At 72.2% G+C, this 25152-nt stretch carries 25 protein-coding genes; 5 read left to right on the top strand and 20 right to left on the bottom strand.

The features are described from left to right. The first annotated feature begins 92 nt into the window (after window positions 1–92). Complete coding sequence (locus ABD194_RS14785) at window positions 93–890, top strand: response regulator transcription factor (RefSeq protein WP_343992669.1); 798 nt, start codon at window positions 93–95, stop codon at window positions 888–890. A 56-nt stretch (window positions 891–946) separates the two neighbouring features. Here the strand turns inward: ABD194_RS14785 and ABD194_RS14780 are convergent, their stop codons facing one another. The 8 genes from ABD194_RS14780 to ABD194_RS14745 all read right to left on the bottom strand — a co-directional run bounded on the left by ABD194_RS14780 (window position 947) and on the right by ABD194_RS14745 (window position 9269). Beyond that, window positions 947–1465, bottom strand: a complete 519-nt coding sequence (locus ABD194_RS14780) for a hypothetical protein (RefSeq protein WP_343992665.1) — start codon at window positions 1463–1465, stop codon at window positions 947–949. A 460-nt stretch (window positions 1466–1925) separates the two neighbouring features. Next, window positions 1926–2744 carry an FAD:protein FMN transferase gene (locus ABD194_RS14775; RefSeq protein WP_343992663.1) on the bottom strand — a complete coding sequence of 273 codons (819 nt, stop codon included), beginning with the start codon at window positions 2742–2744 and terminating at the stop codon, window positions 1926–1928. Between the two features lie 41 nt (window positions 2745–2785). Further along, the gene (locus ABD194_RS14770) at window positions 2786–3301 is read right to left on the bottom strand and encodes an FMN-binding protein (protein ID WP_343992661.1); all 516 of its coding nucleotides are present in this window, start codon (window positions 3299–3301) and stop codon (window positions 2786–2788) included. Between the two features lie 92 nt (window positions 3302–3393). Continuing rightward, window positions 3394–4815 (bottom strand): ferredoxin reductase family protein, encoded by a 1422-nt coding sequence (locus ABD194_RS14765; RefSeq protein ID WP_343992659.1) that lies wholly within the window; start codon window positions 4813–4815, stop codon window positions 3394–3396. 132 nt (window positions 4816–4947) lie between these two features. Further along, entirely contained in the window at window positions 4948–5766 is an 819-nt protein-coding gene (locus ABD194_RS14760) for an SRPBCC family protein (RefSeq protein WP_343992657.1), read from the bottom strand. A 148-nt stretch (window positions 5767–5914) separates the two neighbouring features. Beyond that, entirely contained in the window at window positions 5915–6697 is a 783-nt protein-coding gene (locus ABD194_RS14755) for a TSUP family transporter (RefSeq protein ID WP_343992655.1), read from the bottom strand. Beyond that, window positions 6694–7494, bottom strand: coding sequence for an HAD family hydrolase (locus tag ABD194_RS14750; protein WP_343992653.1), 801 nt, complete (start codon window positions 7492–7494; stop codon window positions 6694–6696). Before ABD194_RS14750 ends, ABD194_RS14755 begins: the two co-directional genes overlap by 4 nt. Beyond that, window positions 7491–9269 carry a proline--tRNA ligase gene (locus ABD194_RS14745; protein ID WP_343994169.1) on the bottom strand — a complete coding sequence of 593 codons (1779 nt, stop codon included), beginning with the start codon at window positions 9267–9269 and terminating at the stop codon, window positions 7491–7493. The genes ABD194_RS14750 and ABD194_RS14745 overlap by 4 nt, the downstream gene beginning before the upstream one ends. A gap of 172 nt (window positions 9270–9441) precedes the next feature. Between ABD194_RS14745 and ABD194_RS14740 the strand changes: the two genes are divergently transcribed. Both ABD194_RS14740 and ABD194_RS14735 read left to right on the top strand, forming a co-directional pair. After that, window positions 9442–10245 carry a methyltransferase domain-containing protein gene (locus ABD194_RS14740; RefSeq protein WP_343992651.1) on the top strand — a complete coding sequence of 268 codons (804 nt, stop codon included), beginning with the start codon at window positions 9442–9444 and terminating at the stop codon, window positions 10243–10245. 63 nt (window positions 10246–10308) lie between these two features. Beyond that, window positions 10309–11157 (top strand): GNAT family N-acetyltransferase, encoded by an 849-nt coding sequence (locus ABD194_RS14735; protein ID WP_343992649.1) that lies wholly within the window; start codon window positions 10309–10311, stop codon window positions 11155–11157. On the opposite strand, the gene ABD194_RS14730 is transcribed toward ABD194_RS14735, so the two are convergent. The 9 genes from ABD194_RS14730 to ABD194_RS14690 form a co-directional block, all read right to left on the bottom strand. Then, window positions 11141–11554 carry a DoxX family protein gene (locus ABD194_RS14730; protein WP_343992647.1) on the bottom strand — a complete coding sequence of 138 codons (414 nt, stop codon included), beginning with the start codon at window positions 11552–11554 and terminating at the stop codon, window positions 11141–11143. The genes ABD194_RS14735 and ABD194_RS14730 overlap by 17 nt on opposite strands. 23 nt (window positions 11555–11577) lie before the next feature. Then, a complete protein-coding gene (locus ABD194_RS14725) occupies window positions 11578–12402 on the bottom strand; it encodes a GNAT family N-acetyltransferase (protein ID WP_343992645.1) in 825 nt (274 codons plus the stop codon). Window positions 12403–12529: 127 nt separating this feature from the next. After that, entirely contained in the window at window positions 12530–13264 is a 735-nt protein-coding gene (locus ABD194_RS14720) for a nucleoside/nucleotide kinase family protein (RefSeq protein ID WP_343992643.1), read from the bottom strand. A 1-nt stretch (window position 13265) separates the two neighbouring features. After that, window positions 13266–14426 carry a flavodoxin-dependent (E)-4-hydroxy-3-methylbut-2-enyl-diphosphate synthase gene (ispG, locus tag ABD194_RS14715; protein ID WP_343992641.1) on the bottom strand — a complete coding sequence of 387 codons (1161 nt, stop codon included), beginning with the start codon at window positions 14424–14426 and terminating at the stop codon, window positions 13266–13268. Between the two features lie 97 nt (window positions 14427–14523). Further along, window positions 14524–15870 carry a M50 family metallopeptidase gene (locus ABD194_RS14710; RefSeq protein ID WP_343992639.1) on the bottom strand — a complete coding sequence of 449 codons (1347 nt, stop codon included), beginning with the start codon at window positions 15868–15870 and terminating at the stop codon, window positions 14524–14526. An 85-nt stretch (window positions 15871–15955) separates the two neighbouring features. Beyond that, a complete protein-coding gene (locus tag ABD194_RS14705; protein ID WP_343992637.1) occupies window positions 15956–16885 on the bottom strand; it encodes a hypothetical protein in 930 nt (309 codons plus the stop codon). Window positions 16886–17065: 180 nt separating this feature from the next. After that, on the bottom strand, window positions 17066–18277 hold the full coding sequence (dxr, locus tag ABD194_RS14700) for a 1-deoxy-D-xylulose-5-phosphate reductoisomerase (RefSeq protein ID WP_343992635.1): 1212 nt from the start codon (window positions 18275–18277) through the stop codon (window positions 17066–17068). Window positions 18278–18297: 20 nt separating this feature from the next. After that, on the bottom strand, window positions 18298–18819 hold the full coding sequence (locus tag ABD194_RS14695; protein WP_343992633.1) for a pyridoxamine 5'-phosphate oxidase family protein: 522 nt from the start codon (window positions 18817–18819) through the stop codon (window positions 18298–18300). Window positions 18820–18902: 83 nt separating this feature from the next. Then, window positions 18903–20252 (bottom strand): SRPBCC family protein, encoded by a 1350-nt coding sequence (locus tag ABD194_RS14690; RefSeq protein WP_343992630.1) that lies wholly within the window; start codon window positions 20250–20252, stop codon window positions 18903–18905. 74 nt (window positions 20253–20326) lie between these two features. On the opposite strand from ABD194_RS14690, the gene ABD194_RS14685 reads away from it, so the two are divergent. Both ABD194_RS14685 and ABD194_RS14680 read left to right on the top strand, forming a co-directional pair. Then, window positions 20327–20809, top strand: a complete 483-nt coding sequence (locus ABD194_RS14685; protein WP_343992628.1) for a guanyl-specific ribonuclease — start codon at window positions 20327–20329, stop codon at window positions 20807–20809. Continuing rightward, window positions 20806–21153, top strand: a complete 348-nt coding sequence (locus ABD194_RS14680; RefSeq protein ID WP_343992626.1) for a barstar family protein — start codon at window positions 20806–20808, stop codon at window positions 21151–21153. Before ABD194_RS14685 ends, ABD194_RS14680 begins: the two co-directional genes overlap by 4 nt. A gap of 92 nt (window positions 21154–21245) precedes the next feature. Here the strand turns inward: ABD194_RS14680 and ABD194_RS14675 are convergent, their stop codons facing one another. From ABD194_RS14675 to ABD194_RS14665, 3 genes are all read right to left on the bottom strand, one after another. Continuing rightward, window positions 21246–22259, bottom strand: coding sequence for a DnaB-like helicase C-terminal domain-containing protein (locus tag ABD194_RS14675; protein WP_343992624.1), 1014 nt, complete (start codon window positions 22257–22259; stop codon window positions 21246–21248). Between the two features lie 105 nt (window positions 22260–22364). Further along, on the bottom strand, window positions 22365–23828 hold the full coding sequence (locus tag ABD194_RS14670; RefSeq protein WP_343992622.1) for an NAD-dependent succinate-semialdehyde dehydrogenase: 1464 nt from the start codon (window positions 23826–23828) through the stop codon (window positions 22365–22367). A gap of 73 nt (window positions 23829–23901) precedes the next feature. Then, window positions 23902–25149: a saccharopine dehydrogenase family protein gene (locus ABD194_RS14665; RefSeq protein WP_343992621.1), complete on the bottom strand. Its 1248-nt coding sequence runs from the start codon at window positions 25147–25149 to the stop codon at window positions 23902–23904. Window positions 25150–25152: the final 3 nt, after the last annotated feature.

Raw genomic sequence — 25152 nt, 5'->3', positions numbered from 1 at the left:
CGGAGACCGGAGACGCTGGGCGGGGCGGACGTCGCGAATCGCCGAATCCCTGATGTGACCGACGATCCGGCGCATTCTGCAACAATCACGGCATGACGAGCCACGCGCGCACCGCTGTCGTCGTCGAGGACGACGACGACATCCGTGAGCTCATCACGCACAGTCTGACGATGCAGGGCTTCCACGTGGCCGCGGCGTCGTCGGGTCAGGCCGGCCTCGAGCTCGTGGTCTCGAACGACCCCGATTTGGTCACCCTCGACCTGGGCCTGCCCGACCTCGACGGCATCGAGGTGTGCCGTCGGGTGCGCGACGTCAGCCAGGCGTACGTGGTGATGATCAGCGCGCGCACCGACGAGATCGACCGCCTCATGGGTCTCGAGATCGGGGCGGACGACTACCTCACCAAGCCGTTCAGCCCCCGGGAGCTGCAGGCGCGCGTCAACGCGATGTTCCGGCGTCCGCGCACGGGGGCCTCGATCCGGTCGGACGCGGCCACCCCGATCGGCGCCAACGGGTCCACGGTCGCTGACCCTGCAGCGTCGGTCACGAGCCGCGTCTCGACGGTCGAGGCCCCACCGGTCGTGCGCCACGGGCGCATCACGGTCGACCCCGAGGGCCGGGTCGTGACGGTGGACAGCCACGAGGCCGAACTGACCCGCACGGAGTTCGACCTGCTGACGACGCTGCTCAGCGCCCCTAGGCGCGTCTGGTCCCGCGCCGTGCTGCTCGACAGCCTCTGGGGTCCCGGTTGGTCAGAGGAGCACCTCGTCGAGGTGCACGTCGGCAACCTGCGCCGCAAGCTCACCAAGCTGGGGCCGGCCGGCATGCGCGCCCCGATCCGCACGGTCCGCGGTGTCGGCTACCGCATGGAGGAGCCGGACGCGTTCTGAGCGGGCGGCTCCGATCGCTCGGGGGCCGGTCTTCTCCTCAGCTGTCGCCTGCCAGCTCAGGAGAAGACCGAGAGACCCGGACGTTCCAGGTGCGACCGGAGGGCACGGCGGGCACGGTCGGCGAGCCCCAGCATGGAGCTGCCCCGCTCGCGGGCGAGCTCGGGCTCGCCTCGGTGCACCGCGTCGATGACGTGGAGCACGGCGGCCTCGAGTCCCACGAGCCCCACCGTGGCGGAGGAGACCCGCAGGCTGAGCAGGACGTCCATGGCCGCGATCTCGTCGCGGCGGGCGAGAGCCGAGGCGGCGCGAGCCAGACGGGCGTCGAGCATGCGCAGGTAGGTTCCGGCGATGGACCGGGCAAGCTCCTCGCTCTCCAGCTCCTGCGCCAGGCGGCTCAACGCCGCCGGGTCGAGCTGCTCGAGCGGCTCCAGCGCCTCGCTCGGACCCGGGCAGCCGGAGCGGCCGCAGCCGGTGGAGTCGGTGGAGTCGGTGGAGTCGGTGGAGTCGGTGGAGTCGCTGAACCGGTGGGCGGAGAGCCGGGGACGCGTGCTGCGTGCGCGCTCGTGGGCAACCATGACTGCGTCAGCGCCCTCGGCGCAGGCAGGGTGCCGGAAACGTCCGGCCCGGCTCCCATGTGGCGCCGGAGGCTCCCGCCGCCGGCGCGGCGACCTCGACGAAACCGATCGGGGCGGACCAGCCTCCCACCAGCTGTTCCGCCCCGTTCGCGTTCCCTCCCCCCGGAGTCTTCGAGTGGGCCCGCCGTCCGGGGGGCGTGTCGTGACCGCGCACCTGCACTGCAGGGTCAATGCGAGTGCTGCTGGTCATCACGCCCCCACGGATCGGCGGGCTCTCGCCCGAAGGTCTTGCGTCAGCGGGCGGTCCCCCAACCGGTCCTGCTGACAAGGACGACTCTGCCGGGCCACCTGCAAGAGCCCAGAGGCCTACTGCGCACGATTTGCTCAAGAAACGTGCAAGGCACCGGCAGCGTCTCCGGCGCGCCACCGAGGCCTGCCGCGAGGCTCGTTCGCACGACCTTCAGAGGACCGTCGAGCTGTAGCCCGCCGCGTTGTGCGTGAACGCGTCGCGGGTGTCGGCGGTGCCGACGAAGAGCGCCGTGGCCCAGATGTCGGCCCAGAGCAGGGTGGGCCCGCTCACCGTGACCGACCCCGTTCGACGCACCATCTCGCCGGCGGTCGGGTCGTAGAGGTGCGCTCCACGAGCCGCCGTGCCGGAGGTCGCCACGGCGCCGCGGACCAGGGTCACGGTGTGCGCGATGCGCTGTCGGTCGAGCGGGTCCTCCACGCCGACGCGCCACACGATGGCCTCCGGACCCGTCGCCGGCAGGTCACGGTGGGCGCCGACGAGCACGTCACCGCCGGCGTTGATGCAGAACGAGATCCGTTCCAGCTCGAGCAGCGGCGCAGAGGCTCGGTCGACGGCCCACCCCTTCACCAGGCCGGTCGGGTCGAAGGCGAGGTCTCCCTCACCCGTGGGCAGCAGGGTCGTGAAGGCACCCCGGGTGGCGGCCTCGGCCTCCTGTCCGATGTGCAGCGCCTCCTCCAGCAGGGGGCTGCACGCGGACATCGGCACCTCCTCGCGGCGCAGCCGCATGAGGTCGGAGTCCTCGCGGTAGGTCGAGAAGATCGAGTCCATCTCGCGCAGGACGGCGAAGGCCGCCGCCACCGCCTGGTGGGTCGCAGGGCGGTCGACCCCCGCGCCGCGCAGGTGGATGGAGACGGGCATGCCCATGATCTGCTCCACCCAGCCCTTTCGCTCCGCCGCCGGTGCGGGCGTCGGCCGCGCGCCTTCGAGCAAGGGGGGCGGGTTGACGGGCTGCCGGGCCGGTCCGCTCATGCTGGGCTCCTTCTCGCTCGCCGCCCGGTCCGCGGACGGGCTCACAGGTGCGCCTGGTCGATGGCCGACTGCAGGGACTGGGTGTAGCCCTGCCAGGTATAGGTCGCGCCGGAGACGACGTCGATCTGCGCCGACTGCGCACTCACGGCCTCGTCGTTGTAGACCGGCACGGCCATGGAGTTGATCATCTCGTCGTGGCGGTCGTTCATCGGTACCTGCAGCACGTCGGCCGCGGTGATCTTGCCGTTCTTGACGGTGATCTGCACCTGGACGTTGCCGTAGCGCGTCATGATCGCGTCGCCGGAGTAGGTCTTGGCCGCGCTCGAGCTCGCTGAGCTGCCCGAGGAGCCGGCGGACGAGGTCGAGCCCGACGCGGCCGAGGGGTCCTGGCCCGCTGAGTCGGTGGACGAGGCGGCGGACGAGCCGGAGGTCGAGCCGGTGCTGTCCGAGCTCTTGCTGGTCGTGGTGACCTGGCGGCCCTCGGCCGCCACGAGTGCGGTGGAGCTGCGGGAGGTGTTGTAGCTGAAGAGCAGGACGAGCACGGTCAGGGTGCTCATGGCCCAGAGGACGATGCGGCGCATGTGGGGCTCGATTCGTGATGTGGGTTCGATGACGGGTCGGGGCCGGCGGACGGCTGCCGCCCAGGGGCTCAGTAGGTGAAGCGCTCGTGGTGGACGGCTCCTGCGGGCACACCGGCCTCGCGGGCGGCGGTGATGACGGCGTCCATCCAGGCGGGGTTGCCGCACACGTAGACGTCGCGCTCGGCGATGTCGGGGACGATCCGTCGCAGCGCCTCGGCGTCACCGAGGTGTGCGACCTCGACGGGCAGCCAGCTGTCCCGCTCCCGGTTGCGGTGGCCGACGACCGCGACGACGCGACCGCCCTTGGCACGGGCGAGCGCGAGCAGCTCGTCCGCCAGGACGATGTCGGACTGCCTGCCGACGCGGTAGATCACGACGACCCCGTCGGGCGCGGCGGGCAGCTCCTCGAGGATGGCCCGCAGCGGGGTGATCCCGATGCCTCCGGCGATGAGCACCGTCTTGTCGGAGGTGCGCACGCCGGTGTGCAGTCGCCCGTACGGTCCCTCCACCATCACCCTGGTGCCGGGCCGCAGCCTCGCGAGCCTCTCGCTCGAGCCACCGACGGCCTCGGCGGTGATCCGCAGCGTGCGGCCGTCAGGGGCCGCCGACAGCGAGTACGGGTTGCCCCGGGTCCAGCCGGCCCCGTCGAGGAAGCGCCACTGGAAGAACTGGCCGGCCCGCACGGGAAGGCGGTCGAGCCGGCGACCGCGCACGACGACCGACGTCACGGTCGGCGACTCGGCGACGACCGTGGAGACGACGAGGCGGTGGCGGGCGGAGCGCACGATCGGCAGGCCAACCCGGTAGACGAGCACGGCGACGAGGGCGAACGCGTACAGCCCCCACCAGAAGACCGTGGCCGTCGTGTTCGTCTTGAAGTCCTGGCCGGTCCACAGCTGGTGCGGCAGCGCGAGGCCCGCTCCGAGGTAGGCGTAGAGGTGCAGCAGGTGCCACGACTCGTAGCGCAGCCGGGCGCGGGCCTTCTTGACCGACGTGACGACCACCATGACGAGGGCAATGGTGCCGGCGAGCGCCAGCAGCATCCCCGGCGAGTGCAGCACCTGGTCGACGAAGGTGGCGAGGATGCCCAGGTCCGTTCCGGCGCTGTAGCCGACGGTGATGAGCACGATGTGGGCGGCCATGAGGTTGAACGAGGTGAAGCCCACGAGCCGGTGGACCCGGGCGAGCTCGTCCTGGCCCCAGGCCTGCTCGACCATGGGGATGCGGGCCATGAGGAGCACCTGGAGGAGCATGAGCACCGAGGCGACGAGGCCCGTGAGCCGGCCGATGTTCGTGACGCCTTCGCCGAGCGAGCCGAACGCGGTCAGACCTCCTCCGGCGACCCAGAGCGCGACGACGAAGAGGGTGACGCCCCAGGCGAAGACGGCCGAGGCGTCCCTCCACCAGCGAGGCGTCGGCGCGAGAGCCCGGCGCCGCGAGGCCGCGGGGGCCGCGAGGTCACGGCTGTCGGGGAGCACGAGTGAGGTCATACCACTGAGATTCGGGCCGGCTCCTGTGCGTGCGCTGTGGCCCCGTTCGTACTGTCGTATGAGGCGGCGGACGGTACGCGGACACCCGAGCCCTCCGTACGCGTGGGGCTCGGGTGTCGGGAGAGCGACGGGCTACCGGCTGATGCCGGAGTCGCCCGGCGACTCGTCCTCGTCGGCGCCGAGCGGGACGTCCGAGGCACCGGCCTCGATCTCGTCGTCGGTCAGCATCCGGATGTCGTCACCGGCGCCCGTTCCCAGGGCCCACTCGGCGTCTTGACCGCGCTGCCCGGCGCCCGAGTCGCTGGACCCGCCGGTGGACCGGCCGGTGGACTCCCTGGTGGACCCGCTGGCGGACCCGGCCACGGCCGCCGCGGCGGCTGCGGCCGCACCTGCGGCCGCCACGCCTGCCGCAACCGCCTTGCCGGACGGTCCGGCCTTGCCCGAGTCGCCGCGCGAGGCAGCAGCATCGTCGGTCCCGGGAGTGCCCACCGGGGCACCTGACTCCACCGAGCCGCGCCACGCACCGGTCGCATACCCCTCCGACTCGATGAACTGCTTGAACCGCTCGAGGTCGTTCTGCGCCTGGTTCTCGACGATGCCCGCCTTGTCGCCGACCTTCTCGACGAGGCCCTCCGGCTCGTACTCGAGGACGAGCGTCACGGAGGTCTGGTCGCCGCCGAGATCCTCGAAGGTGACCGCGCCCGCGTTCGTGGCACCCTCGGTGGCCGCCCAGGCGATCCTCCGGTCGGGCACCTGCTCGAGGATCCTGGCCTGCCACTCACGGCGCACCCCTGCGATCTGGGCCACCCACTCGAGGCGGTCGTCGCCCAGCTGCCTGACGCTCTGGACCCCACCCATGAACTGCGGGAACTCCTCGAACTGCGTCCACTGGTTGTAGGCCCTGCTGACCGGGACGTTCACCAGGACGGTCTTCTCGACGCGCGTGGTCATGGCATCTCCTTCGAGTCGACAGCGGCGGCAGCAACGGGCCGCCGCACCGAGTTGTGCCCCACCCGTGCCCACGGCGGCGTCACCTCAACCGTCCCGGCGTCCCCTTTCGGGCGACTTCCCTCCGAGGACGTATGCCGTGTGGCCCGGCCTACGGCCACCAGCCGAGCAGGCTGCCGCCGATCTTGACGATGAAGGCGCTGACGATGGCGACGAAGAAGCCGCGGACGAAGCCGCTCCCGCGCGCCACGGCGGTCCGGGCGCCGACGTAGCCGCCGAGGAGGTTGGCGCCGGCGATGACGAGGCCGACCTTGACGATGACCAGCCCCATCGGCGCGAAGATGGTCAGGGCGCCGAGGTTGGTGGCGAAGTTGGCGATCTTCGCCTTGGCGCTGGCCTCGAGGAAGTTGTAGCCGAGCAGCCCCACGAGTGTGAAGACGAGGAAGCTGCCGGTGCCCGGGCCGAGGGCCCCGTCGTAGCCGCCGATGACGAAGCCGGTCAGCATCGCGAGGAGGGTGTGCCGGGCGCCGTGGAAGCGGCGGATCGACTCCTTGCCGAGATCGGGCTTGAAGAGCGTGTAGGCGCCGACGAGCACGAGCAGTACGAGGATGATCGGGTTGAACGCCGACTTCGGGATGTGCAGCCCGATCAAGGCACCGCCGATCGAGCCGACGTAGGCCACCGCCGCCATCGGAAGCGCGGTGCGCAGGTCGGGCCTCACCCGCCGGTAGAACGTCACCGAGCTCGTCGCGGTGCCGAAGATGGAGCCGAACTTGTTCGTGGCGAGGAGCTGCGCCGGCGAGGCGCCCGGCAGCCCGACCAGCAGTGCCGGCAGCTGCACGAGCCCTCCGCCGCCGACGACGGCGTCGATCCACCCGGCCACGAAGGCCGCGGCTGCGAGGAACGCGAAGGTCGTCAGAGTGGGGTCGTTCACGCCTCGTCGTCCGCCCGCGCATCGTCGGCCCGGGCCTCGTGGTTCCAGAGCGCCACGATGCCGGCGACGTCGATCAGCTCCTCGGCGACGGCATCCGGACGGGCGACCACGGCCGTCCGCTGCCCGGAGGGAATGTCGGAGTGCGGCACGAGGATCGCCCGCATGCCGACCTGCTGGGGTCCGTGGACGTCCTCGAAGAGGCGGTCGCCGACGTAGACCGCGCGCTCGGGGCGCACCCCGAGCGCGTCGCAGGCGTACCGGAACGCGTCCGGGTGCGGCTTCACGACGTGGATCTCGGACGAGTAGACGTCGGCGTCGAGCAGCTGGAGCACGCCGTCGCGCTCGAACACCTCGCGGTGGTAGTCGCGCGTCCAGATGGTGTTCGAGAGGACGCCGACGCGGATCCCCCTGCGCCGCAGCGACTCCCACAGCGGGCGCACCTGCGCGTCGGTGTGGGTGTGCGGCTCCCAGAAGCGCTGGTACGCCGCGAGCGCCAGGTGGTGGCGGTCGTGCGCGGGGTCGACCCCGGCCTCCTCGAGGATGGCGGCGAGCGAGGCGCTCTCATGGGTCTCCCGTCCACGACGCCACGCCCGCTCCTCGGCCTCGTGGATGCGCAGCGCGAGCGAGTCGGCCTCGGCGAGGTCCTCGACAGGCATGTCGGGGTCCTCGACCGGGAGGCCGTGCACCGTGCGCGCGAAGATCCGCCACTGCTGCGGCAGGTCCACCTCGTGCCACGGCGTGAGGGTGCCGCCCCAGTCGAAGACCACCGCCTCGACCGGGCGCTGGGACGAGGTCACGAGCGCGCGACCTCGGCCGTCACCTCGGCGACCAGGGCCGGCACGACGTCCTCGACGGCGACCTCACGCCGCTCGCCGCTGCGCCGGTCCTTGACCTCCACCGTGCCCCCGGCGAGGCCGCGGCCGATGACGAGGATCGTCGGGATGCCGATGAGCTCGGAGTCCTTGAACTTCACGCCGGGACTCACGCCCTTGCGGTCGTCGACCAGGACCTTCAGGCCCTGCGCCTCGAGCTCGCGGGCGATCTCCTCGGCCTTGACGAAGAGGGCGTCGTCCTTGCCGGCGGCGACGATGTGCACGTCGGCCGGGGCCAGCTCACGCGGCCAGATGATGCCGGACTCGTCGTGGTTGCCCTCGACGACGCACGCCACCGCGCGGGAGACGCCGACGCCGTAGGAGCCCATGACGACGGTGACGAGCTTGCCGTTCTGGTCGAGCACCTTGAGGTCGAGCGCCTCGGCGTACTTCGTGCCGAGCTGGAAGACATGGCCCATCTCGATGCCACGGGCGGCGGACAGCGTGTGGTCGCAGTTGGGGCAGGGGTCGCCGGGGCGGACCTCGGCGGCCTCGATGGTGCCGTCGGCGGTGAAGTCGCGACCGGCGACGAGGTCGATGACGTGCCGGCCTGCGGCGTTGGCGCCGGTGACCCAGCGGGTGCCCTCGGCGACGCGCGGGTCGAGCAGGTAGCGGATGCCCGAGGTGCCCTCGAGGCCGAGCGCCCCGGGGCCGATGTAGCCCTTCACGAGCGCCGGGTTGGCGGCGAAGTCGGCCTCGGTGAAGGCCTCGACCTCGGCCGGCTCGACCTGGGCGCCGAGGCGCTTCTCGTCTACCTCGCGGTCACCGGGCACGCCGATCGCGAGCGGCTCACGCGTGCCGTCCGGGTGCACGAGCGTCACGATGACGTTCTTGAGGGTGTCGCCGGCCTCCCACGGCCGGTCCTCGCGGGGGAACCGCTCGTTGAGGTGCGCGACGAGCGTCTCGATGGTCGGCGTGTCGGGGGTGTCCTCGGCGTGCGCGGCAGGGACGCCGTCCCAACCCACCGGGCTGGGGGCGTGCACGTGTACGGCCTCGACGTTGGCGGCATACCCGCAGCTCGTGCAGTGCACGTAGGTGTCCTCGCCGACCTCGGCGGTGGCGAGGAACTCCTCGCTCCTGCTGCCGCCCATGGCACCGGCCATCGCCTCGACGATGACGTAGTGGAAGCCGAGACGGTCGAAGATGCGGACGTAGGCCTCGCGGTGGAGCTGGTAGCTCTTGTCGAGCCCGGCGGCGTCGACGTCGAAGGAGTAGCTGTCCTTCATGACGAACTCGCGGCCCCGGAGCACGCCCGCGCGCGGACGCGCCTCGTCGCGGAACTTCGTCTGGATCTGGTAGATCGACAGCGGCAGGTCCTTGTAGGAGCTGAAGAGGTCCTTGACGGCGAGGGTGAACATCTCCTCGTGCGTCGGCCCGAGGAGGTGGTCGGCGCCCTTGCGGTCCTGCAGGCGGAAGATGTTGTCGCCGTATTCGGTCCAGCGGCCGGTGGCTTCGAAGGGCTCCTTGGGCAGCAGCGCCGGGAAGAGCAGCTCCTGGGCGCCGATCGCGTCCATCTCCTCGCGCACGATCCGCTCGACGTTGCGCAGCACGCGCAGACCGAGCGGCAGCCACGTGTAGACGCCGGGGCTGACGCGGCGGACGTAGCCGGCGCGCACGAGGAGCCGGTGGCTCGGGACCTCTGCGTCCGCCGGGTCCTCGCGAAGGGTTCGCAGGAACAGGGACGACATGTGCAGGGCCACCGGGACTCCTCGTAGGGCTATCGGGTCGAGCGTGTTGCTGGCGGTGTTGCGCAACCTGGGAAGGATATCGGGGTCCTCGCGGTCGCTCGCGAGGTGTTTGCGTCGGGGGCCCTGCGGGTCGCGGAGCGGACTGCGGGGACGCGTGACCCCGTCCCCGGCGTACGGTCCGGTCATGGCGGACGTCTACCTGCACGGTCACCACGCGAGCGTTCTCGCCTCGCACGGCGCACGCACGGCCACGGACTCCGCGGCGTACCTGCTCCCCCACCTCCACGACGGCCTGCGGCTCCTCGACGTGGGGTGCGGGCCGGGCACGATCACCCTTGACCTCGCCGAGGCGGTGGGTCCCTCGGGAGAGGTCGTCGGCGTCGAGAACGTCCAGGGCCCGCTCGTCGAGGCCCGTCGCAACGCCACCGCCCGCGGAGACTCGCGCACGCGCTTCGCGCTGGCCGACGTGATGGCGCTGCCGTATGCCGCCGAGTCCTTCGACGTCGTGCACGCCCACCAGGTGCTCCAGCACCTTCCCGATCCCGTCGGCGCCCTCCGCGAGATGGCTCGGGTGACTCGGCCCGGTGGCCTCGTCGCCGTGCGCGACGTCGACTACGCCTCGATGGTGTGGCACCCCGCGTCCCAGGGCATGACGCGCTGGCTCGAGCTCTACCGCCGGCTGGCGCGCCTCAACCACGCCGAGCCCGACGCCGGCCGCCACCTCGTCGCGTGGGCGCACGCCGCCGGCCTGTCCCGCCTCACGCCGTCGGCATCGCTGTGGGCCTACGCCACTCCTGAGCAGTGCGCCTGGTGGGGCGGCGTGTGGGCCCGACGATCGCTCGACTCGACGTTCGCCTCACAGGCGCTCGAGCGCGGGCTCGCGACGCGCGCGGAGCTCGAGGAGATCAGCGCGGCCTGGCAGTCGTGGTCGCGGCACCCGGACGCGTGGTTCGCGATGACCCACGCCGAGGTGCTCGCCCACGTCTGACCGCGGCGCGGTTCGGCGGGAAACGACTCGCCGTCACGCTGGCCGGTTTGCCAGAGTTGCCGTATGCCGCACAGCTCGTCCACGTTCACGCTCCTCACCGACCCCGCGGAGGCAGAGGCCCGCTTCGCTCGCCTCGTCGAGCGCGAGCCGGACGCCCTCAGCGTCGTCGCCAGCGTGACGCGATCGCTCGTCACGGACCCCGGCCGCTTTCTCGACCCCCGGTGGTGGGTGGGGAGCGCGCCGTCGGGCGAGGCTGTGGCCGCGTTCATGCACACGCCGCCGCACCCGCTCCACATCGCGCTGGCCACGTGCGACGAGGCCCGCGACCTCGCCGTCCTGCTCGCGGACGCGGACGACGACCTGCCGGGCGTCGGGGGTGACCGGGAGCCGGCCGAGGCCTTCACGGCCGAGTGGGTGGCCCGCACCGGCGCGGCTGCGACGGTGGCGATGGAGCAGGGACGGTACGACCTGCCGGCGCGTCCTCGGCTCCCCTTCGAGGTCGGCGGCCGGTTCCGGCTCGCCACCGAGGAGGACGCCGCGCTCCTGGACGAGTGGCACCAGCAGTTCCTCGACGCGATCGAGGGCGCGGGTCGCGCGGCACCGCTGCTCACGCAGCACCTCGCCGACGGACGAGTGGGCCTGTGGGAGGACGCCGGTCGGCCGGTCTCGATGGCGTACGCCTCGGCGGCGGCCGGGGGCCTGACGCGGGTCTCGGGTGTCTGGACGCCGCCGGAGCTGCGCGGACACGGCTACGCCAGCGCCGTGGTCGCGGCCCTCAGCTCGGCGCGGATGGACGCCGGCGAGGCGTGCCTGCTCTACACCGACCTGGCCAACCCGACGTCCAACGCCATCTACTCCGCTCTCGGCTACCGCCGGGTCGGCGACAGCATCCGGATCACCTTCGAGCGATGACTCCCCCGGCCCGCAGCGCCGTCCGGATCATCGGCCACTGCAGCGGGAGACGCAGGAGGGTCGCGGCGAGGTAGCCACGCCTGCGCGCGTCCGGGTGACGCTCGAGCCGCCGCTTGGCGCCCGTCGCCATGGCGACGTTCGCCGGGAAGACCGCCACGAGCAGGGCGGCAGAGGCGATCCCGGCAGCCCGGCGCGTGCGAGCAACGAAGAGCCCTGCCGCGCAAGCGAGCTCGGCGGCGCCCGACGCATACACCAGCGTTCGGCGGGCGGGCAGCGGCTGGGGGACGATCGACTCGAAGACCCGTGGCCTGACGAGGTGCAGGACGCCGGACACGACGAACAGGCCGGCGAGGGCAGCCGCGTCCTTGCCCAGCGGCGCCGTCCTCGCGGTCTTCACGCCCACCTCGGGACCGCGGGGTCTCAGAGCAGCACCGTGGTGAAGGAGCCGACCTCGTGGAAGCCGCACCGGTCGTAGGTGGCCCGAGCCGCGGCGTTGTAGTCGTTGACGTAGAGCGACACCTCGTCGGCCATGCTGGTGAGCACCTGCTCGACGACGCTCGCCATGGCGGGCACGGAGAGACCCTGCCCGCGCAGGCGCGGGTGCAGCCACACGCCCTGCACCTGCGCGCACCCCAGCGCCAGGGAGCCCACGTCGGCCTTGAACACGACCTCGCCGTCCTGCACCTTGACGAAGGTGTGCCCAGCCCGGATCAGTGCGGCGATGCTCGCCCGGTAGCCACGGTCGGAGCCGAAGTAGGGCGGGTAGCCGATCTCCTCGGTGAACATGTGCGCGGCGGCGGGAAGCACGAGCTCGACCTCGTCGATGCGCGCCGGACGGACGTCGGGGTCGAGAGCGAGTCCGAGGGAGGACGGCGGAGTGGTCGTTGTCAGGAGCGGCTGGTGGCCGCGGATGGCCCGTGCCGGTCCCCACGTCGGGCTGAGGCGCTCCCAGAGACCGGCGACCTGCTCGCTCGGTCCGAAGACCGAGGCGCACTGGCGCCGCATACGGATGATCCGCGAGGCCACGGCCGTCACGCCGTCGTCGTCCAGCTCCACCGGGACGACGTTGGCACTGACCCACGCGAGGCCCCGGAGCCGGCCCTCCGACCAGTGGCCGAGCAGCGCCCCGGGCGACGCGCGCAGGGACCCCTCGACGATGCGCGCCGCGACGAAGGCGTTGGCCACCCGGTCCCGCGCGCAGACGGCGAGCGCGGCCTCGTGGTCGGCCCCGGACAGCGGCCGCACGGGTAGTCGTTGGCGAAGCACCTCCCCAGACTGCCTGCCCGCGGGCCGGGTGTCACCTCGGCGCGCCTTCCACGCCGCGTGAAGGCCCACGTGACCCCAGCACGAGCTCCTGGCGTGTGCCCTCGGCTCACCGGGTGCGCGCGTGCAGCACCGGGCGTGCGAGGTCGGTGTTGTCGAGCACCCAGGTCGCGCGCGAGCGCGGGTCGGCAGCCGCGAGGTAGAGCCGCTGCCCCCCGACATAGCGGCGGTTGACCTCCGCCTCGGGATCCGCGTCGTGGTCGCCCGGGGAGCGACCGTTGCCCCGCGGCACCGACACCTCGAACGGGACGTCGACCCACACGGCCGCGTCCCACACGTCGGCGAGCTCGGGGCGCTGCAGGAAGATGCCGTCGACGAGCAGCACCGTGTCGGCTCCCACGGGCACCGGGTCCGGGCGGACCGGCCGGTCGGCGTCGACGTCGTTGACGGCAGGCGTGACCGGCTCCCCACGGCGGAAGGGGTCCATGACGGCGCGGGAGAATGCCTCGTAGTCGTAGGAGTCCTCGTAGAAGGTCTCCGGTCCCCGGCCCCGCGCCACCCGCTGGGCCCGTGGCCGGTGGAAGCCGTCGATCGAGAGGCGCAGCACCTCACGGGCGCCGGCGAGGCCGCCGATCACCTCGGCGAGCTGGTCGGCCAGCACGGTCTTGCCGGCGCCGTCGAAGCCGTCGACGGCCACGGCGATGCGCTCACCCGGCCGGAGCGCGACGACACGCTCGGCGAGGTCGCGCAGGACGGCATGCCGGAATGACGCGCCGGGCCCTCGCAAGCTCGGGCGCGGCTCGTCCCCGGCTCCACGCTCGGTCGAGCGGGCCGGAGGGCGCACGTCAGCCGATGGTGACGCTCGGGGCGCCGGCCGACTCCTCGTCGATCGGCTCGCCCATCTCCTCGGCGAGGCGCATGGCCTCCTCGATGAGGGTCTCGACGATCTGCGCCTCGGGCACCGTCTTGATGACCTCGCCCTTGACGAAGATCTGGCCCTTGCCGTTGCCGGAGGCAACGCCGAGGTCGGCCTCGCGGGCCTCGCCCGGGCCGTTGACGACGCACCCCATGACGGCGACGCGCAGCGGCACGGTCATGCCCTCGAGGCCGGCAGTGACCTGGTCGGCGAGCGTGTAGACGTCGACCTGGGCGCGACCGCACGACGGGCACGAGACGATCTCGAGCTTGCGGGGGCGCAGGTTGAGGCTCTGCAAGATCTGGATCCCGACCTTGACCTCCTCGACGGGCGGGGCCGACAGCGAGACGCGGATGGTGTCGCCGATCCCGCGCGAGAGCAGTGCCCCGAAGGCGGTGGCGGACTTGATGGTGCCCTGGAAGGCGGGTCCGGCCTCGGTGACGCCGAGGTGCAGCGGCCAGTCGCCGCGCTCGGCCAGCAGCTCGTAGGCACGGACCATGACGACGGGGTCGTTGTGCTTGACCGAGATCTTGAAGTCGTGGAAGTCGTGCTCCTCGAAGAGGCTCGCCTCCCAGACGGCCGACTCGACCAGGGCCTCGGGCGTGGCCTTGCCGTACTTGGCCAGCAGGCGCTTGTCGAGGCTGCCGGCGTTGACTCCGATGCGGATCGAGACGCCGGCGTCCTTCGCCTCGCGCGCGATCTGCTTGACCTGGTCGTCGAACTGCCGGATGTTGCCGGGGTTGACGCGTACGGCAGCGCAACCGGCCTCGATGGCCGTGTAGACGTACTTGGGCTGGAAGTGGATGTCGGCGATGACCGGGATCTGGCTCTTCTGCGCGATCGCCGGGAGCGCCTCGGCGTCGTCCTGGCTGGGGCACGCCACGCGGACGATGTCGCAGCCGGCGGCGGTCAGCTCGGCGATCTGCTGGAGCGTTGCGTTGATGTCGGTCGTCGGCGTCGTCGTCATGGACTGCACGGACACCGGGAAGTCGCTTCCCACCCCGACCTTGCCGACCTTGATCTGGCGGGTCTGGCGCCGGGGCGCGAGGACCGGCGGGGGCGCGGACGGCATACCGAGGGAGACGCTCATGCCCGCCATTATTGCTCGCGCCTCCATGAGGTGCCTCCGGCGGCCCGTGGAGGCACCCGACGGTCGGCCGGTCCCCGGGTGGTGCCGCGGGGACGGCTCAGCCGAAGAGCTTGATCGGCTTGACGATGTCGGCGTAGATGAGCAGTACCGACATGGTGATGAGCACGAGCGACATGCCGTAGGCGATCGGCAGGCCCTTCGCCACGTCGACGAAGCCGGGGTCGGGCCGGTGGCGCAGCCTCGCCCAGCCCTTCTTGACCGCCTCCCAGATGGCGCCTGCCACGTGGCCGCCGTCGAGCGGCAGCAGCGGCACCAGGTTGAAGACGAAGAGCGCCAGGTTGAGCGAGGCGATGATCAGGATCAGCTGGGCGAGCTTGACCCAGTTGCCGCCCTCGTCGGCCGGGATGTCGAGCGCGGCCACCTCACCGCCGATGCGGCCGACACCGACGACGGAGATGGGCCCGTTGGGGTCGCGCTCCTGCGAGCCGAAGGCCGCCTGGAACACCCCCGCCATCTTCTGGGGGATGTTGACGATGATCGCCGCCGTGTCGACGACGCGGTCCCAGACGAAGCCGGGTGCCTGCGTGATCGGGGTCCTGACCAGCTCCTGCCCGGGGGTGATGCCGGCGAAGCCCATGGACGCGAGGACGGGCTGGCCGTTCCTGGCGACCGGGTCACCCTTGGCGTCGTAGGTGGCGCGGTCGATGACCGCGGGCGTGATGGAAACGCTGACCTTGCGGTCGCCGCGCTGGACGACCCACGTCATGGGCCTGCCCTTGCTGTCGCGGATGGCGGCCGTGACCTGGTCCCACGCGCTGATCGGCTTGCCGTCGACCGACAGGATCCGGTCGCGCTCCTGCAGCCCGGCGGCCTTGGCGGGTGCGACGGGGTCTCCCGGCTTGCACTGGGGCTGCGGGACCTGGAGCGTCGGGGCGGTCGTGGGCACGCACGGTGAGAGGAGGCCCACCTTCGGGGCGACCTGCGGCAGGCCGTAGAGCGTGATGACGCCGGTCAGCAGCACGGCGGCGATGACGAGGTTCATGATCGGGCCGCCGAGCATGATGACGATCTTCTTGCCGGGGCTCAGCTTGTAGAAGACGCGGTCCTCGTCGCCGGGCTTGACCTCCTCCATCGAGTCGGCCCGCGCCTGGTCGACCATCTGGCTGAACCGGCCGGTCGAGAGCGTGCGCAGCTCGCCCGGCTTGTCGCCGGGGCGCGGCGGCAGCATGCCGATCATCCGGACGTAGCCGCCGAGCGGGATCGCCTTGATGCCGTACTCGGTCTCGCCGCGCCGGCGCGACCACACCGTCGGCCCGAAGCCGACCATGTACTGCGTGACCTTGACGCCGAACCTCTTGGCCGGCACGAGGTGGCCGATCTCGTGGAGCGCGATGCTGAGCGCCACGCCGACGACGACGATCAGGACCCCTAGGAAGAACAGCACCCCTTCATTGTCACATCCACTCCCTGTGATCCCGCTTCGATGTGTCAATGCGTCACCAGTGACGCATTGACACATCGAGTCGGCGTCAAGCGGCGGAGGTGGCAGAGGAGCAGCAGCGCAAGCCCCGGGCCACCTGCACCATGAACCGGTCACTCTCGAGCCGGAACCCGATGACATCGATCCTCAGCACCCTCTCGCCGTCGAGGGTCACGTCGTTCTGGCGCAAGTTGTCGAAGGTCACGTTGAGGCCCAGCCTGTGATGGACCCCGTCGATCTCGACGACCAGTCCGTGGTCCTCCCAAGCGACGTCGAGGTAGATGCGACCGCCGGAGGCCTGGCGAACCGCCTGTCTGGTCGGCTCTGGCAGCCCTCGGCGCCGACACTCCTCGGCGAAGTCGAGCTCGCCCAGGCTCTGCACCCCGAAAGCGATGTCACGGACGACCGCGCGGATGAAAGCGCGGCGCGTGCGTCCGCGCACGGCACGCTGGGCGCCCGCGAGCCTGGCCGGTGTCGTGAGTCGCTGCTGCACCACCATGAGCAGCACCAGAGCAGCCTGCCGGTCAGAGACGGCCCAGTGCGCCGCACGCACTGCTGCCACCTCCGGTCGAGTACGTGGCAGTCCGGCCGGGAGGACCTCGCCGCCGACACGGCGGATCACCTTGTGCACCCGCGCGCCCGGCACGGGTTCGGTGTTGTGGTTGTGGACCGCGGACACGTGCACCGCCGAGTCCTCGAAGCCCAGCAGACCGGCGTGTTGCAGGGCAGTCACCCCGTCGATGGCAGCGATCCTGGCTCCGATCTCCCAAACGGCACGCCACCGGAGCGCCGGAGCGCTCAACGCTCCGGTGTGCACTGCCACGGTGCGCCGGCCGTGAAGGCGCCACGCCCCTCGCTCGGCCTCCCGACGGACGTGATGCCGTGAGATGCCGAGCTCGGCCAGCTGGGCACGCGAGATGACCCCGTCCTGCGCCTCTGCCACCGAGCCGGCGAGGGCTCTGCGCTGCTTGCGGTCCACGGCACGAGCATGGGAGCGGCCCGTCGCCACGGCGAGCGGGTCGAGGGCTGCGGTGGACAACGCAGGCTGCAGCGCAGGAGATGTGGACGACGGTTCGCACGACGGACGCCGGGTCGATGTATTGCCGCGTCCCCGGTGACGCGGCAATACATCGACTCGCGGGAAGTGAGGGTGCGAAGCTCAGGCGGGGATGCTGCGACCGGCGGCGGCCCGGGCCCAGGCGTCGGCCGCCAGCACGTCGCCCAGCGTGAGGTCGCTGGCCCGCGAGGCCGGCTCGGCGGCATACGCGTCGACGACCTTCGCCACGGTGTCCACGATGTCGACGAAGCCGATGCGACCGTCGTGGAAGGCGTCGACGGCGACCTCGTTGGCCGCGTTGTAGACGGCCGGCCAGGTGCCACCGGCCTCGCCCACCCGCCGGGCGAGCGCGACGGCCGGGAACGCCTCGTCGTCGAGCGGCTCGAACTCCCAGGACTGCACCGTCGTCCAGTCGACCGGCACGTCGGCGTCGGCGATGCGCTCTGGCCAGCTCATCCCGAGCGCGATGGGCACGAGCATCCGCGGCGGACCGGCCTGCGCGATGGTCGAGCCGTCGACGAACTCGACCATCGAGTGGATCATCTGCTGCGGGTGCACGACGACGTCGATCCGCTCGAACGGGATGTCGAAGAGCAGGTGCGCCTCGATGACCTCGAGCCCCTTGTTGACGAGCGTCGCCGAGTTGGTCGTGATGACCCGGCCCATCGAGAAGTTGGGGTGCGCGAGGGCCTGCTGCGGTGTCACGCCGGCGAGCTCGGCACGGCTGCGACCGCGGAACGGTCCTCCGCTGGCCGTGACGACGAGACGGCGCACCTCGTCGCCCCTGCCGCCTCGCAGGCACTGCGCGATGGCACTGTGCTCGGAGTCGACCGGGACGATCTGCCCGGGCGCTGCGAGGGCCTTGACGAGCGGGCCGCCGATGATGAGCGACTCCTTGTTGGCCAGGGCGAGCGTCGTCCCGGCGCGCAGCGCGGCGAGCGTCGGCTCGAGGCCGATCGCGCCGGTGATGCCGTTGACGACGACGTCGGCCTCGCGCGCGGCGAGCGTCGTGCTCGCCTCGGGGCCGACGACCAGCTCGGGGTCGTATGCCGTCACGCCGGCTGCGTCGGCCGCGCCGGCGACCGCTCGGGCCAGGCTCTCCTGCGTCGCGCTCGCCGCCGCGACGACGGGCGCGTGCAGGGCGACAGCCTGCTCGGCGAGCAGGTCGAGGTTGGACCCGGCGGAGAGCCCCACGACCTCGAAGCGGTCGGGGTTGCGCTGGACGAGGTCGATCGCCTGCGTTCCGATGGAGCCGGTGGAGCCGAGCAGGACGATGCGCCGGAGGCGTGCCGAGGTGTCAGTCACGCCCGGCATTCTTCCGCAAGCGGCGCCGGCTACGTCGTGACGCCCCTCGCGCGCAGCAGCTCGTCCCGCTTGAAGGCGTAGGCGACGGCCCAGGTCATGCGCAGGCGGTACATCCGGATGTCGTCCCCCCAGGAGAAGGGGCTGCTGCCGTAGTGGGCGGTCCAGTGGGCGTCGACCGCGTCGCGCCGTGGACCGGGCTCGAGCAGCTCGGCGTAGCCGTGGGTGAAGAGCGCCAGCTCCTCACCGTCGATGTGGGCGACGCTCACGGCCGGGCGCCGCTCCAGGTGCCTGGCCTTGGCCGAGGTGCCCGAGGTGCCGAACGTCCAGGTGCCGTGCAGGAAGTGACCGTCGAGGGCGCTGATGCGCGGCTCGCCGGAGGCGGTGACGGTGGCGACCGAGAGCACCTTCATGCCGGTGAGCAGCGCCGCGAGCTGCTCTGCGGTCAGGGTGCGATCGTCGTCGATGATGCTGCGCAGGTGTCCGGTCGCCCGCGAATGGGACGCGTCCAGCAACGCCTGCAGCGCCGAGGTCTCGTCGGGTGTCTCGAGCATCCTCCGACGCTAGCGCCGGCCACCGACGTCGGGACCGGATCGCGCGCCCGCCCCGGGCCGAGGGCGCGTGACCGGGCTGGTCGTCACCACCAGAGGAGGTCCGCGGCGGCGGAGAAGCCGCCGTCGCCCCAGGTCGGCCACGGCCCGAGGTCGTAGCCGGCCGCCGGCGCCGCGACGTGGGGCGGTGGGAGCAGCACGCTGGAGGGCACGGAAGCAGGCACCCGGTCAGCCGCCGAGTCCGGCACCGAGTCCGGGGCCGGGTCAGGCATCGAGGGAGGCATCGGTCGTCCGGTCGGCGGAGGCAGCTGCGGGACCTGTCCGGGGCGCGGGTCCGGCGCCTGGCCAGGCGGCAGGAAGCCGGTACGCGGGTCGCGCTGGGGCACGGCCCCGGCCTCGGCGAGGTTCTTGACGACGGCCAGACGCGTGCGCATCAGGGCTGCCACCGACGAGCCGTCGACGACCCGGCCAGGCCCGGCGGGCAGCCAGCCGGTGAAGGTCTCCGTGAGGCGTGACCCCAGCTGGCACGGCTCGATCGTCGTCACGACGTCGGCCTCGTGCGAGGACGTGAGGTCGCGCTCGATGATCCGGGTCGCGCGGGTCGCCTCGACGACCATCGAGACCGACACCGCACGTCGTCCGTCCGGGTGGCGGTGGACGGCGAGCACGTGCTCCCGTCCCGGCTCGTCGGCGAGGTCGAGGCGCACGATCTGCTCGAGGGTGGGCTCGAGCAGCTGCTCCGACGAGGGCTGCCCGAGCACCTCCCAGAGCCGCTCGGGCAGGACGGCGACGTCGACGGAGGCGGTCTCGTGCACCGGCAGCACCCCCGGGACGCCGCCCTTGGCCACGGCGCGGCCGAGAAAGCCGCTCCCGGCCACCTCCTCCACCGGCGCCTCGGAGACGGGGTCCCGGGTCCGGCCGCGTGGGGCGCCCTCGACGTCCGCCTTGAGCCCGAGCAGGGCCCGAGCCATCCACGCCCGCGCGAACTCCGCGACGGGGTCGGTCGGCGCCGGTCCGGAGAGCTGCTGGGCGACGACGCACCCACCGTCGAGCGGCTCCAGGGTCGTGGTCAGGGACAGGTCGGCGCCGCCGTCCTCCGACCGGGAGACGACCCGCACCCCGTGCTCCAGGTCGACGACGGTGCTCAGGCCCACCCACAGCCGACCGTTGGGCCGCCGCCACACCCCGACGAACTCCGGCAGCCGGCCGGCCGGCCCGCCGGACCCCGCGCCGCCGTCGGGCCCGGGCAGGGGTGCCACGCGTACGCAGTCGATCCCGAGCTCGCCCCCGGGAGCCGGCGCGACGAGGTGCGGCCAGACGTCCTCCGGTGCGCGCTCGATGAAGACGCGGTGCCCGACGTCGCGCGCGACGACCGCCGGAGCCGGCTCGGATCGACGGCCGGCCCGGTCCCCGAGGAGGTCGCGCAGGAGGCTCACGGCCGCAGTCTGCCGTCAGCGCCTCGGCCCCGTCCGGGGATTCGCACCTTTGCCGACTCGGGCATGATGGCGAGGTGAAGACCCGCGGCCCACGCCAGGCGCTCGTCGGCGTGCTCGCGGTCGTTCTCGTCGTGCTCGCCTGGGTCGTCGTCCGGGCCGCCGAAGGTCCACCGGCACCGGGCGTTCCCGACTCGCCGGCTCAGGCCGGGCGAGTCGCCACCTCCACCACACCGGGCGGCACCGGCCGCGCCGCGACCGACCCTCGGTCGGGGCTGCCCTGGGTCGCCGAGCCGTCCCTGCCTCCCGAGGCCCGCCACACCCTGGCCCTGATCCGCGCCGGCGGACCGTTCCCCTACCCGCGCAGCGACAACCAGACCTTCGCCAACCGTGAACGCCTGCTGCCGGCCGAGCCCCGCGGCTACTACCGCGAGTTCACCGTCGTGACACCGGGATCCAGCGACCGCGGCCCGCGTCGGATCATCGCTGGAAGCGGCGGCGAGAGGTACTGGACCGCCGACCACTACGCCTCGTTCCGCCGGATCCAGGAGGGCCCGTGACGACGTTCCTCGGCAGGCACAGCGAACCGGACGACCACATCGAGCAGCTGAGGTGGCTGGGCCACGACGTTCGCATCGTCTCGGGCGGCGAGGACAGGGAGAGCGTCCTGGACGCCTTCGCCACCGACCTCGCGCTGCCGGACTGGTTCGGCCGCAACTGGGACGCGCTGCTCGACGCCCTGCGCGACCTGGACCCCTCACGCGAGGCCCCCATCGAGCTCGTCTGGGACCACGCCGGAACGCTCCGCGCTCGCGACCGCGAGGCCTACGACACCGTCGTCGACGTCCTCGAGCAGGTCGCCGACGAGCGCGACGACCTCAACGTCACGGTCATCACCCGCTAGCGCGCCCGGCGCCCCGCCGTATGCCGTCACGCCACCACGCGGACGATCCGCGGGCCCACGCACGCCGCGGACGGCATACGCCATCGGCAGCGTCAGGACACGAAGACCCGCTCGTCGATGAGGCGCTCGCTGACCTCCTGGCCCTCCGGGTGGAATCGTCCGTGCTCGAAGTCCTTGGCGAACTCGAGCTCGACGTGCGCCTTGCCGTGGCGGTTCTTCTCGATGCTGACGACCGACCACTCGCGGAAGCGCTCGATGTTGCCGAGGTTGTAGAGCAGGTGCTCGCGGGAGACGACGTCGACCTTGTCGTTGACGATGAGGACGACGTCGGCCTCGAAGGCGAGGGCGGACGAGCCCCGGAGGTCCCGGGTGCGCATCCGGTGGCCGGAGGCCAGCGCGTCCTTGTCGGCGGCCGAGATGGCGAGGACCGGCACCCGCGCCGACAGTGCCAGATCCTTCAGGCCCTCGGCTGCGGCGGTGACGCGCTCGTCCTCCCCCGGGCGGTCGACGGGGACCTTCTGGATGTAGTCGAGCAGCACGAGGGGGGCCCGGCCCGTCGACTCGCTGACGCGGGCGACGGCATCGCCGATCCGCGCCAGCGTCGTGCTCGTGCCGGACGACTCGTGGACCTGCAGGCGGTCGCCGTAGCTCGTGAGAGCCGCGTGGGCGCGGGCGCCGCCGCGCAGGGTGGAGAGCACCGACTCGAGGGACTCGCCGCGGTCGGCGGTCTCGAGCGCCCGCCGTACGTCGATCACCCCCGCCACCTCGCCGAGGTCCGCCTCGGCCGCCTCGAGCGAGATGAGCCGCTCGAGCAGCGTGTGGCTCTCGTGCTCGTAGGAGAAGACGAGGGCGCTGGCCCCGGCCGCCACGGCGTTGCGTGCGATCTGCACGCCGAGGGTGGTCTTGCCGTGGCCGGCCGGCCCACCGAGCAGGACCAGCTCACCCGAGCGGACGCCGCCGGTGAGCACGGTGTCCAGGGCCGGGAAGCCGGTCGGCCACACCCGCGCCCCCGCAGGAGTGCCTCGTCGCAGGACCTCGTCGGTCTCGCTCAGCAGGGCGTCCAAGGGGCGCAGCGTCCCCACGTCATGACCGTCTGGTGTCCCCATGCGCCGATTGCACCACAACGCACGCTGTGCCCGGACCCGGTTCCCGGAATGTCTGGAATGCCCCCCGGAGGCCGGGGAGGCAGCGCCGGAAAGCGTCGGGAGATGTCAGAGGGCGATGCCGACGTACTTCGTCTCGAGGTACTCGTCGATGCCCTCGAACCCGCCTTCACGGCCCACCCCGGAGGCCTTGACCCCGCCGAAGGGGGCGGCCGGGTTGGACACGATCCCCTGGTTGACACCCACCATGCCGAACTCGAGAGCCTCGGACACCGTGATGGCACGCGAGAGGTCGTTGGTGAAGAGGTAGGCGACGAGGCCGTACTCGGTGTCGTTGGCCATCGCGATCGCCTCCTCGTCGGTCGTGAAGGTCGACACCGGCGCCACCGGGCCGAAGATCTCCTCGCGGGTCAGGTCGGCGTCCCGCGGCACGTCGGTGAGCACCGTCGGCTGGTAGAACCAGCCGGCCCCCTCGCGGGCGCAGCCGCCCACGACGACCCGCGCGCCCTTCTCGACGGCGTCGTCGACGAGCGCGGAGACCTTGTCGCGCGACTTCTCGTCGACGAGCGGGCCGACGTCGACACCGTCGTCGGTGCCGCGACCGAGCGTCAGCGCGCCCATGCGCTTGCCGAGCTCGGCGGAGAACTCCTCGGCGATCGACTCGTGCACGTAGAAGCGGTTGGCGGCCGTGCAGGCCTCACCCATGTTGCGCATCTTGGCGAGCATCGCCCCGGTGACCGCCTTCTCGACGTCTGCGTCGCCGAAGACGAGGAACGGCGCGTTGCCGCCGAGCTCCATCGAAACCCGCAGGATCTGCTCGGAGGCCTGCTCCATGAGCTTGCGCCCGACCGGGGTCGAGCCGGTGAAGGTCAGCTTGCGCAGCCGCGGGTCGCGGATGAGCGGCTCCATGACCTCCCCGGTGCTGCTCGTCGTGACGACGTTGAGGACGCCGTCGGGCAGGCCGACCTCCTTGAGCAGGTCGGCGAGGGCGAGCATCGTCAACGGCGTCTGGCTGGCCGGCTTGACGACCATCGTGCAGCCGGCGGCGATCGCCGGGCCGATCTTGCGGGTGCCCATCGCGAGCGGAAAGTTCCACGGCGTGATCATGAGGACCGGGCCGACGGGCTGCTTCATCGTCATCAGGCGGGTGGCGCCGTTCGGCGAGGTCGCGTAGCGGCCGCCGATGCGGACCGCCTCCTCGGAGAACCACCGGAAGAACTCGCTGCCGTAGGCGACCTCGCCGCGCGACTCCGTGAGCGTCTTGCCCATCTCGAGGGTCATGAGCATGGCGAGCTCGTCGGCCCGCTCGGTGATCTTCTCGTATGCCGCCCGCAGGATCTCCGCGCGGTCGCGCGGTGCGGTGCGCGCCCAGTCCGCCTGCGCCGCGACGGCCGCGTCGAGCGCCGCAGTGCCGTCGGCCACGCTGGCGTCCGCCACGTGCGTCAGGACCTCCCCGGTGGCCGGGTCGTCGACGGCGAGGGTCTTGCCGCCGCTGGCATCGCGCCACTGACCCCCGATGAGAAGCCCCTTCGGGACCGACTCGAGCACTGACTCCTGCGTCACCGTTGCCATGCCTGAAACCCTAATCCTGTCGTCGCGTGGTCCTGCGTGGTGGTCGTCGTCGTCGTCGCCCGGGGCGCGGCCCTCACCGCTCGTCCGTACCCCACGGCGAGCCGTAGCCCTGCGGCTTCGCGGCGGCGAGCAGGTCGAGGAAGGGCACCGCGTCGAACGCCTCCGGGCCGAGGACCCCGGCGCCCTTCCAGGTGCCGCGCGAGAGGAGCTCGAGGGCCACGACCGGGTTGACCGCCGTCTGCCAGACGACGCACTGGGCGCCGTAGGCCGCCATCGTGTCGGCGTTGTCGACGACGTGGTAGAGGTAGGTCCGCCGTGGCCGTCCGTCCTTGCCGGTGCCCGTGACGAACAGGCCCGCACACCTCTTGCCGGTCATCCGCGGGCCGATGGTCGCGGGGTCGGGCAGCACGGCGGCGACGACATCGCGCGGCGAGACCTGCACGCCCTTGACGGTCACCGGGTCGGTGCGGTCGAGGCCCAGCGAGTGCAGCACCTCGAGGACGTTGATGAACTCGTCGCCGAGGCCGTACTTGAACGTCACCCGCCGCGCGTCGACCCAGCGCGGCATGAGGAGGACCTCCTCGTGCTCGACGTTGACGCACTCGACCGGGCCGATGCCCTCCGGGAAGTCGAAGACCTCCGGCTCGCTGAAGGGCGCCGTCGTGAACCAGCCCCGCCCCTTCTCCCACACGACCGGCGGGTTGAGGCACTCCTCGATCGTCGTCCACATCGAGAAGCTCGGCGCGAAGACCTCGTCGCCGTGCTCGTCGTGGACGACGAGGTTGGCGCCGTCGCGGGTGCCGAGCTCGTCGATCTCGTCGAAGAGGTGGTCGGCGGCATACCGCGCGAAGACGTCGGAGAGCCCGGGCTCGACGCCGATCCCGACGAGCGCGAGCCGGCCCTCGGCCTCCCACTCCCCCGCCACCGCGAACTGCTCGTCGCCGAGCTTGACGCCGGTGACGGCATACGGCTGCGCCGGGTGGGGACGCGAGAGGCTCATGGCCATGTCGAGGTAGTCCGCTCCGGCTGCCCTGGCGCCGTCGAAGACGGACATCGTGAACTTCGGGTCGACGGCGTTGAAGACGTGCGTCGCACCGTGCTCCCGGGCGAGCGCTGCGACGGCGCCGGCGTCGGACGCGTCGACACGCGCCGCGACGAACCGGGCCTCCCCCGGGTGGCGCTCGACCACGGCGGCGACCGTGCGCTCGGCTCGGGCCAGGTCGTAGTCGGCGACGACCCACCGCTCGAAGAAGCCGCGCTCGGCGGCGATGCGCGCGGCGGCGTCACCGACCCCGCCGGCGCCGACCATCAGGACCCGCACGGG

Source organism: Terrabacter terrae, from assembly GCF_039529575.1.
Lineage (GTDB): Bacteria > Actinomycetota > Actinomycetes > Actinomycetales > Dermatophilaceae > Terrabacter > Terrabacter terrae.
The sequence above is the reverse complement of the archived record's forward strand: the minus strand, read 5'-3'. Positions and strand labels throughout refer to the sequence as shown.

Coding starts and splice junctions, on each gene's coding strand:
- ABD194_RS14785 (WP_343992669.1), top strand. CDS start 93: ATGACGAGCCACGCGCGCACCGCTGTCGTCGTCGAGGACGACGACGAC.
- ABD194_RS14780 (WP_343992665.1), bottom strand. CDS start 1,465: ATGGTTGCCCACGAGCGCGCACGCAGCACGCGTCCCCGGCTCTCCGCC.
- ABD194_RS14775 (WP_343992663.1), bottom strand. CDS start 2,744: ATGAGCGGACCGGCCCGGCAGCCCGTCAACCCGCCCCCCTTGCTCGAA.
- ABD194_RS14770 (WP_343992661.1), bottom strand. CDS start 3,301: ATGAGCACCCTGACCGTGCTCGTCCTGCTCTTCAGCTACAACACCTCC.
- ABD194_RS14765 (WP_343992659.1), bottom strand. CDS start 4,815: ATGACCTCACTCGTGCTCCCCGACAGCCGTGACCTCGCGGCCCCCGCG.
- ABD194_RS14760 (WP_343992657.1), bottom strand. CDS start 5,766: ATGACCACGCGCGTCGAGAAGACCGTCCTGGTGAACGTCCCGGTCAGC.
- ABD194_RS14740 (WP_343992651.1), top strand. CDS start 9,442: ATGGCGGACGTCTACCTGCACGGTCACCACGCGAGCGTTCTCGCCTCG.
- ABD194_RS14735 (WP_343992649.1), top strand. CDS start 10,309: ATGCCGCACAGCTCGTCCACGTTCACGCTCCTCACCGACCCCGCGGAG.
- ispG (WP_343992641.1), bottom strand. CDS start 14,426: ATGAGCGTCTCCCTCGGTATGCCGTCCGCGCCCCCGCCGGTCCTCGCG.
- dxr (WP_343992635.1), bottom strand. CDS start 18,277: ATGCCGGGCGTGACTGACACCTCGGCACGCCTCCGGCGCATCGTCCTG.
- ABD194_RS14695 (WP_343992633.1), bottom strand. CDS start 18,819: ATGCTCGAGACACCCGACGAGACCTCGGCGCTGCAGGCGTTGCTGGAC.
- ABD194_RS14675 (WP_343992624.1), bottom strand. CDS start 22,259: ATGGGGACACCAGACGGTCATGACGTGGGGACGCTGCGCCCCTTGGAC.
- ABD194_RS14670 (WP_343992622.1), bottom strand. CDS start 23,828: ATGGCAACGGTGACGCAGGAGTCAGTGCTCGAGTCGGTCCCGAAGGGG.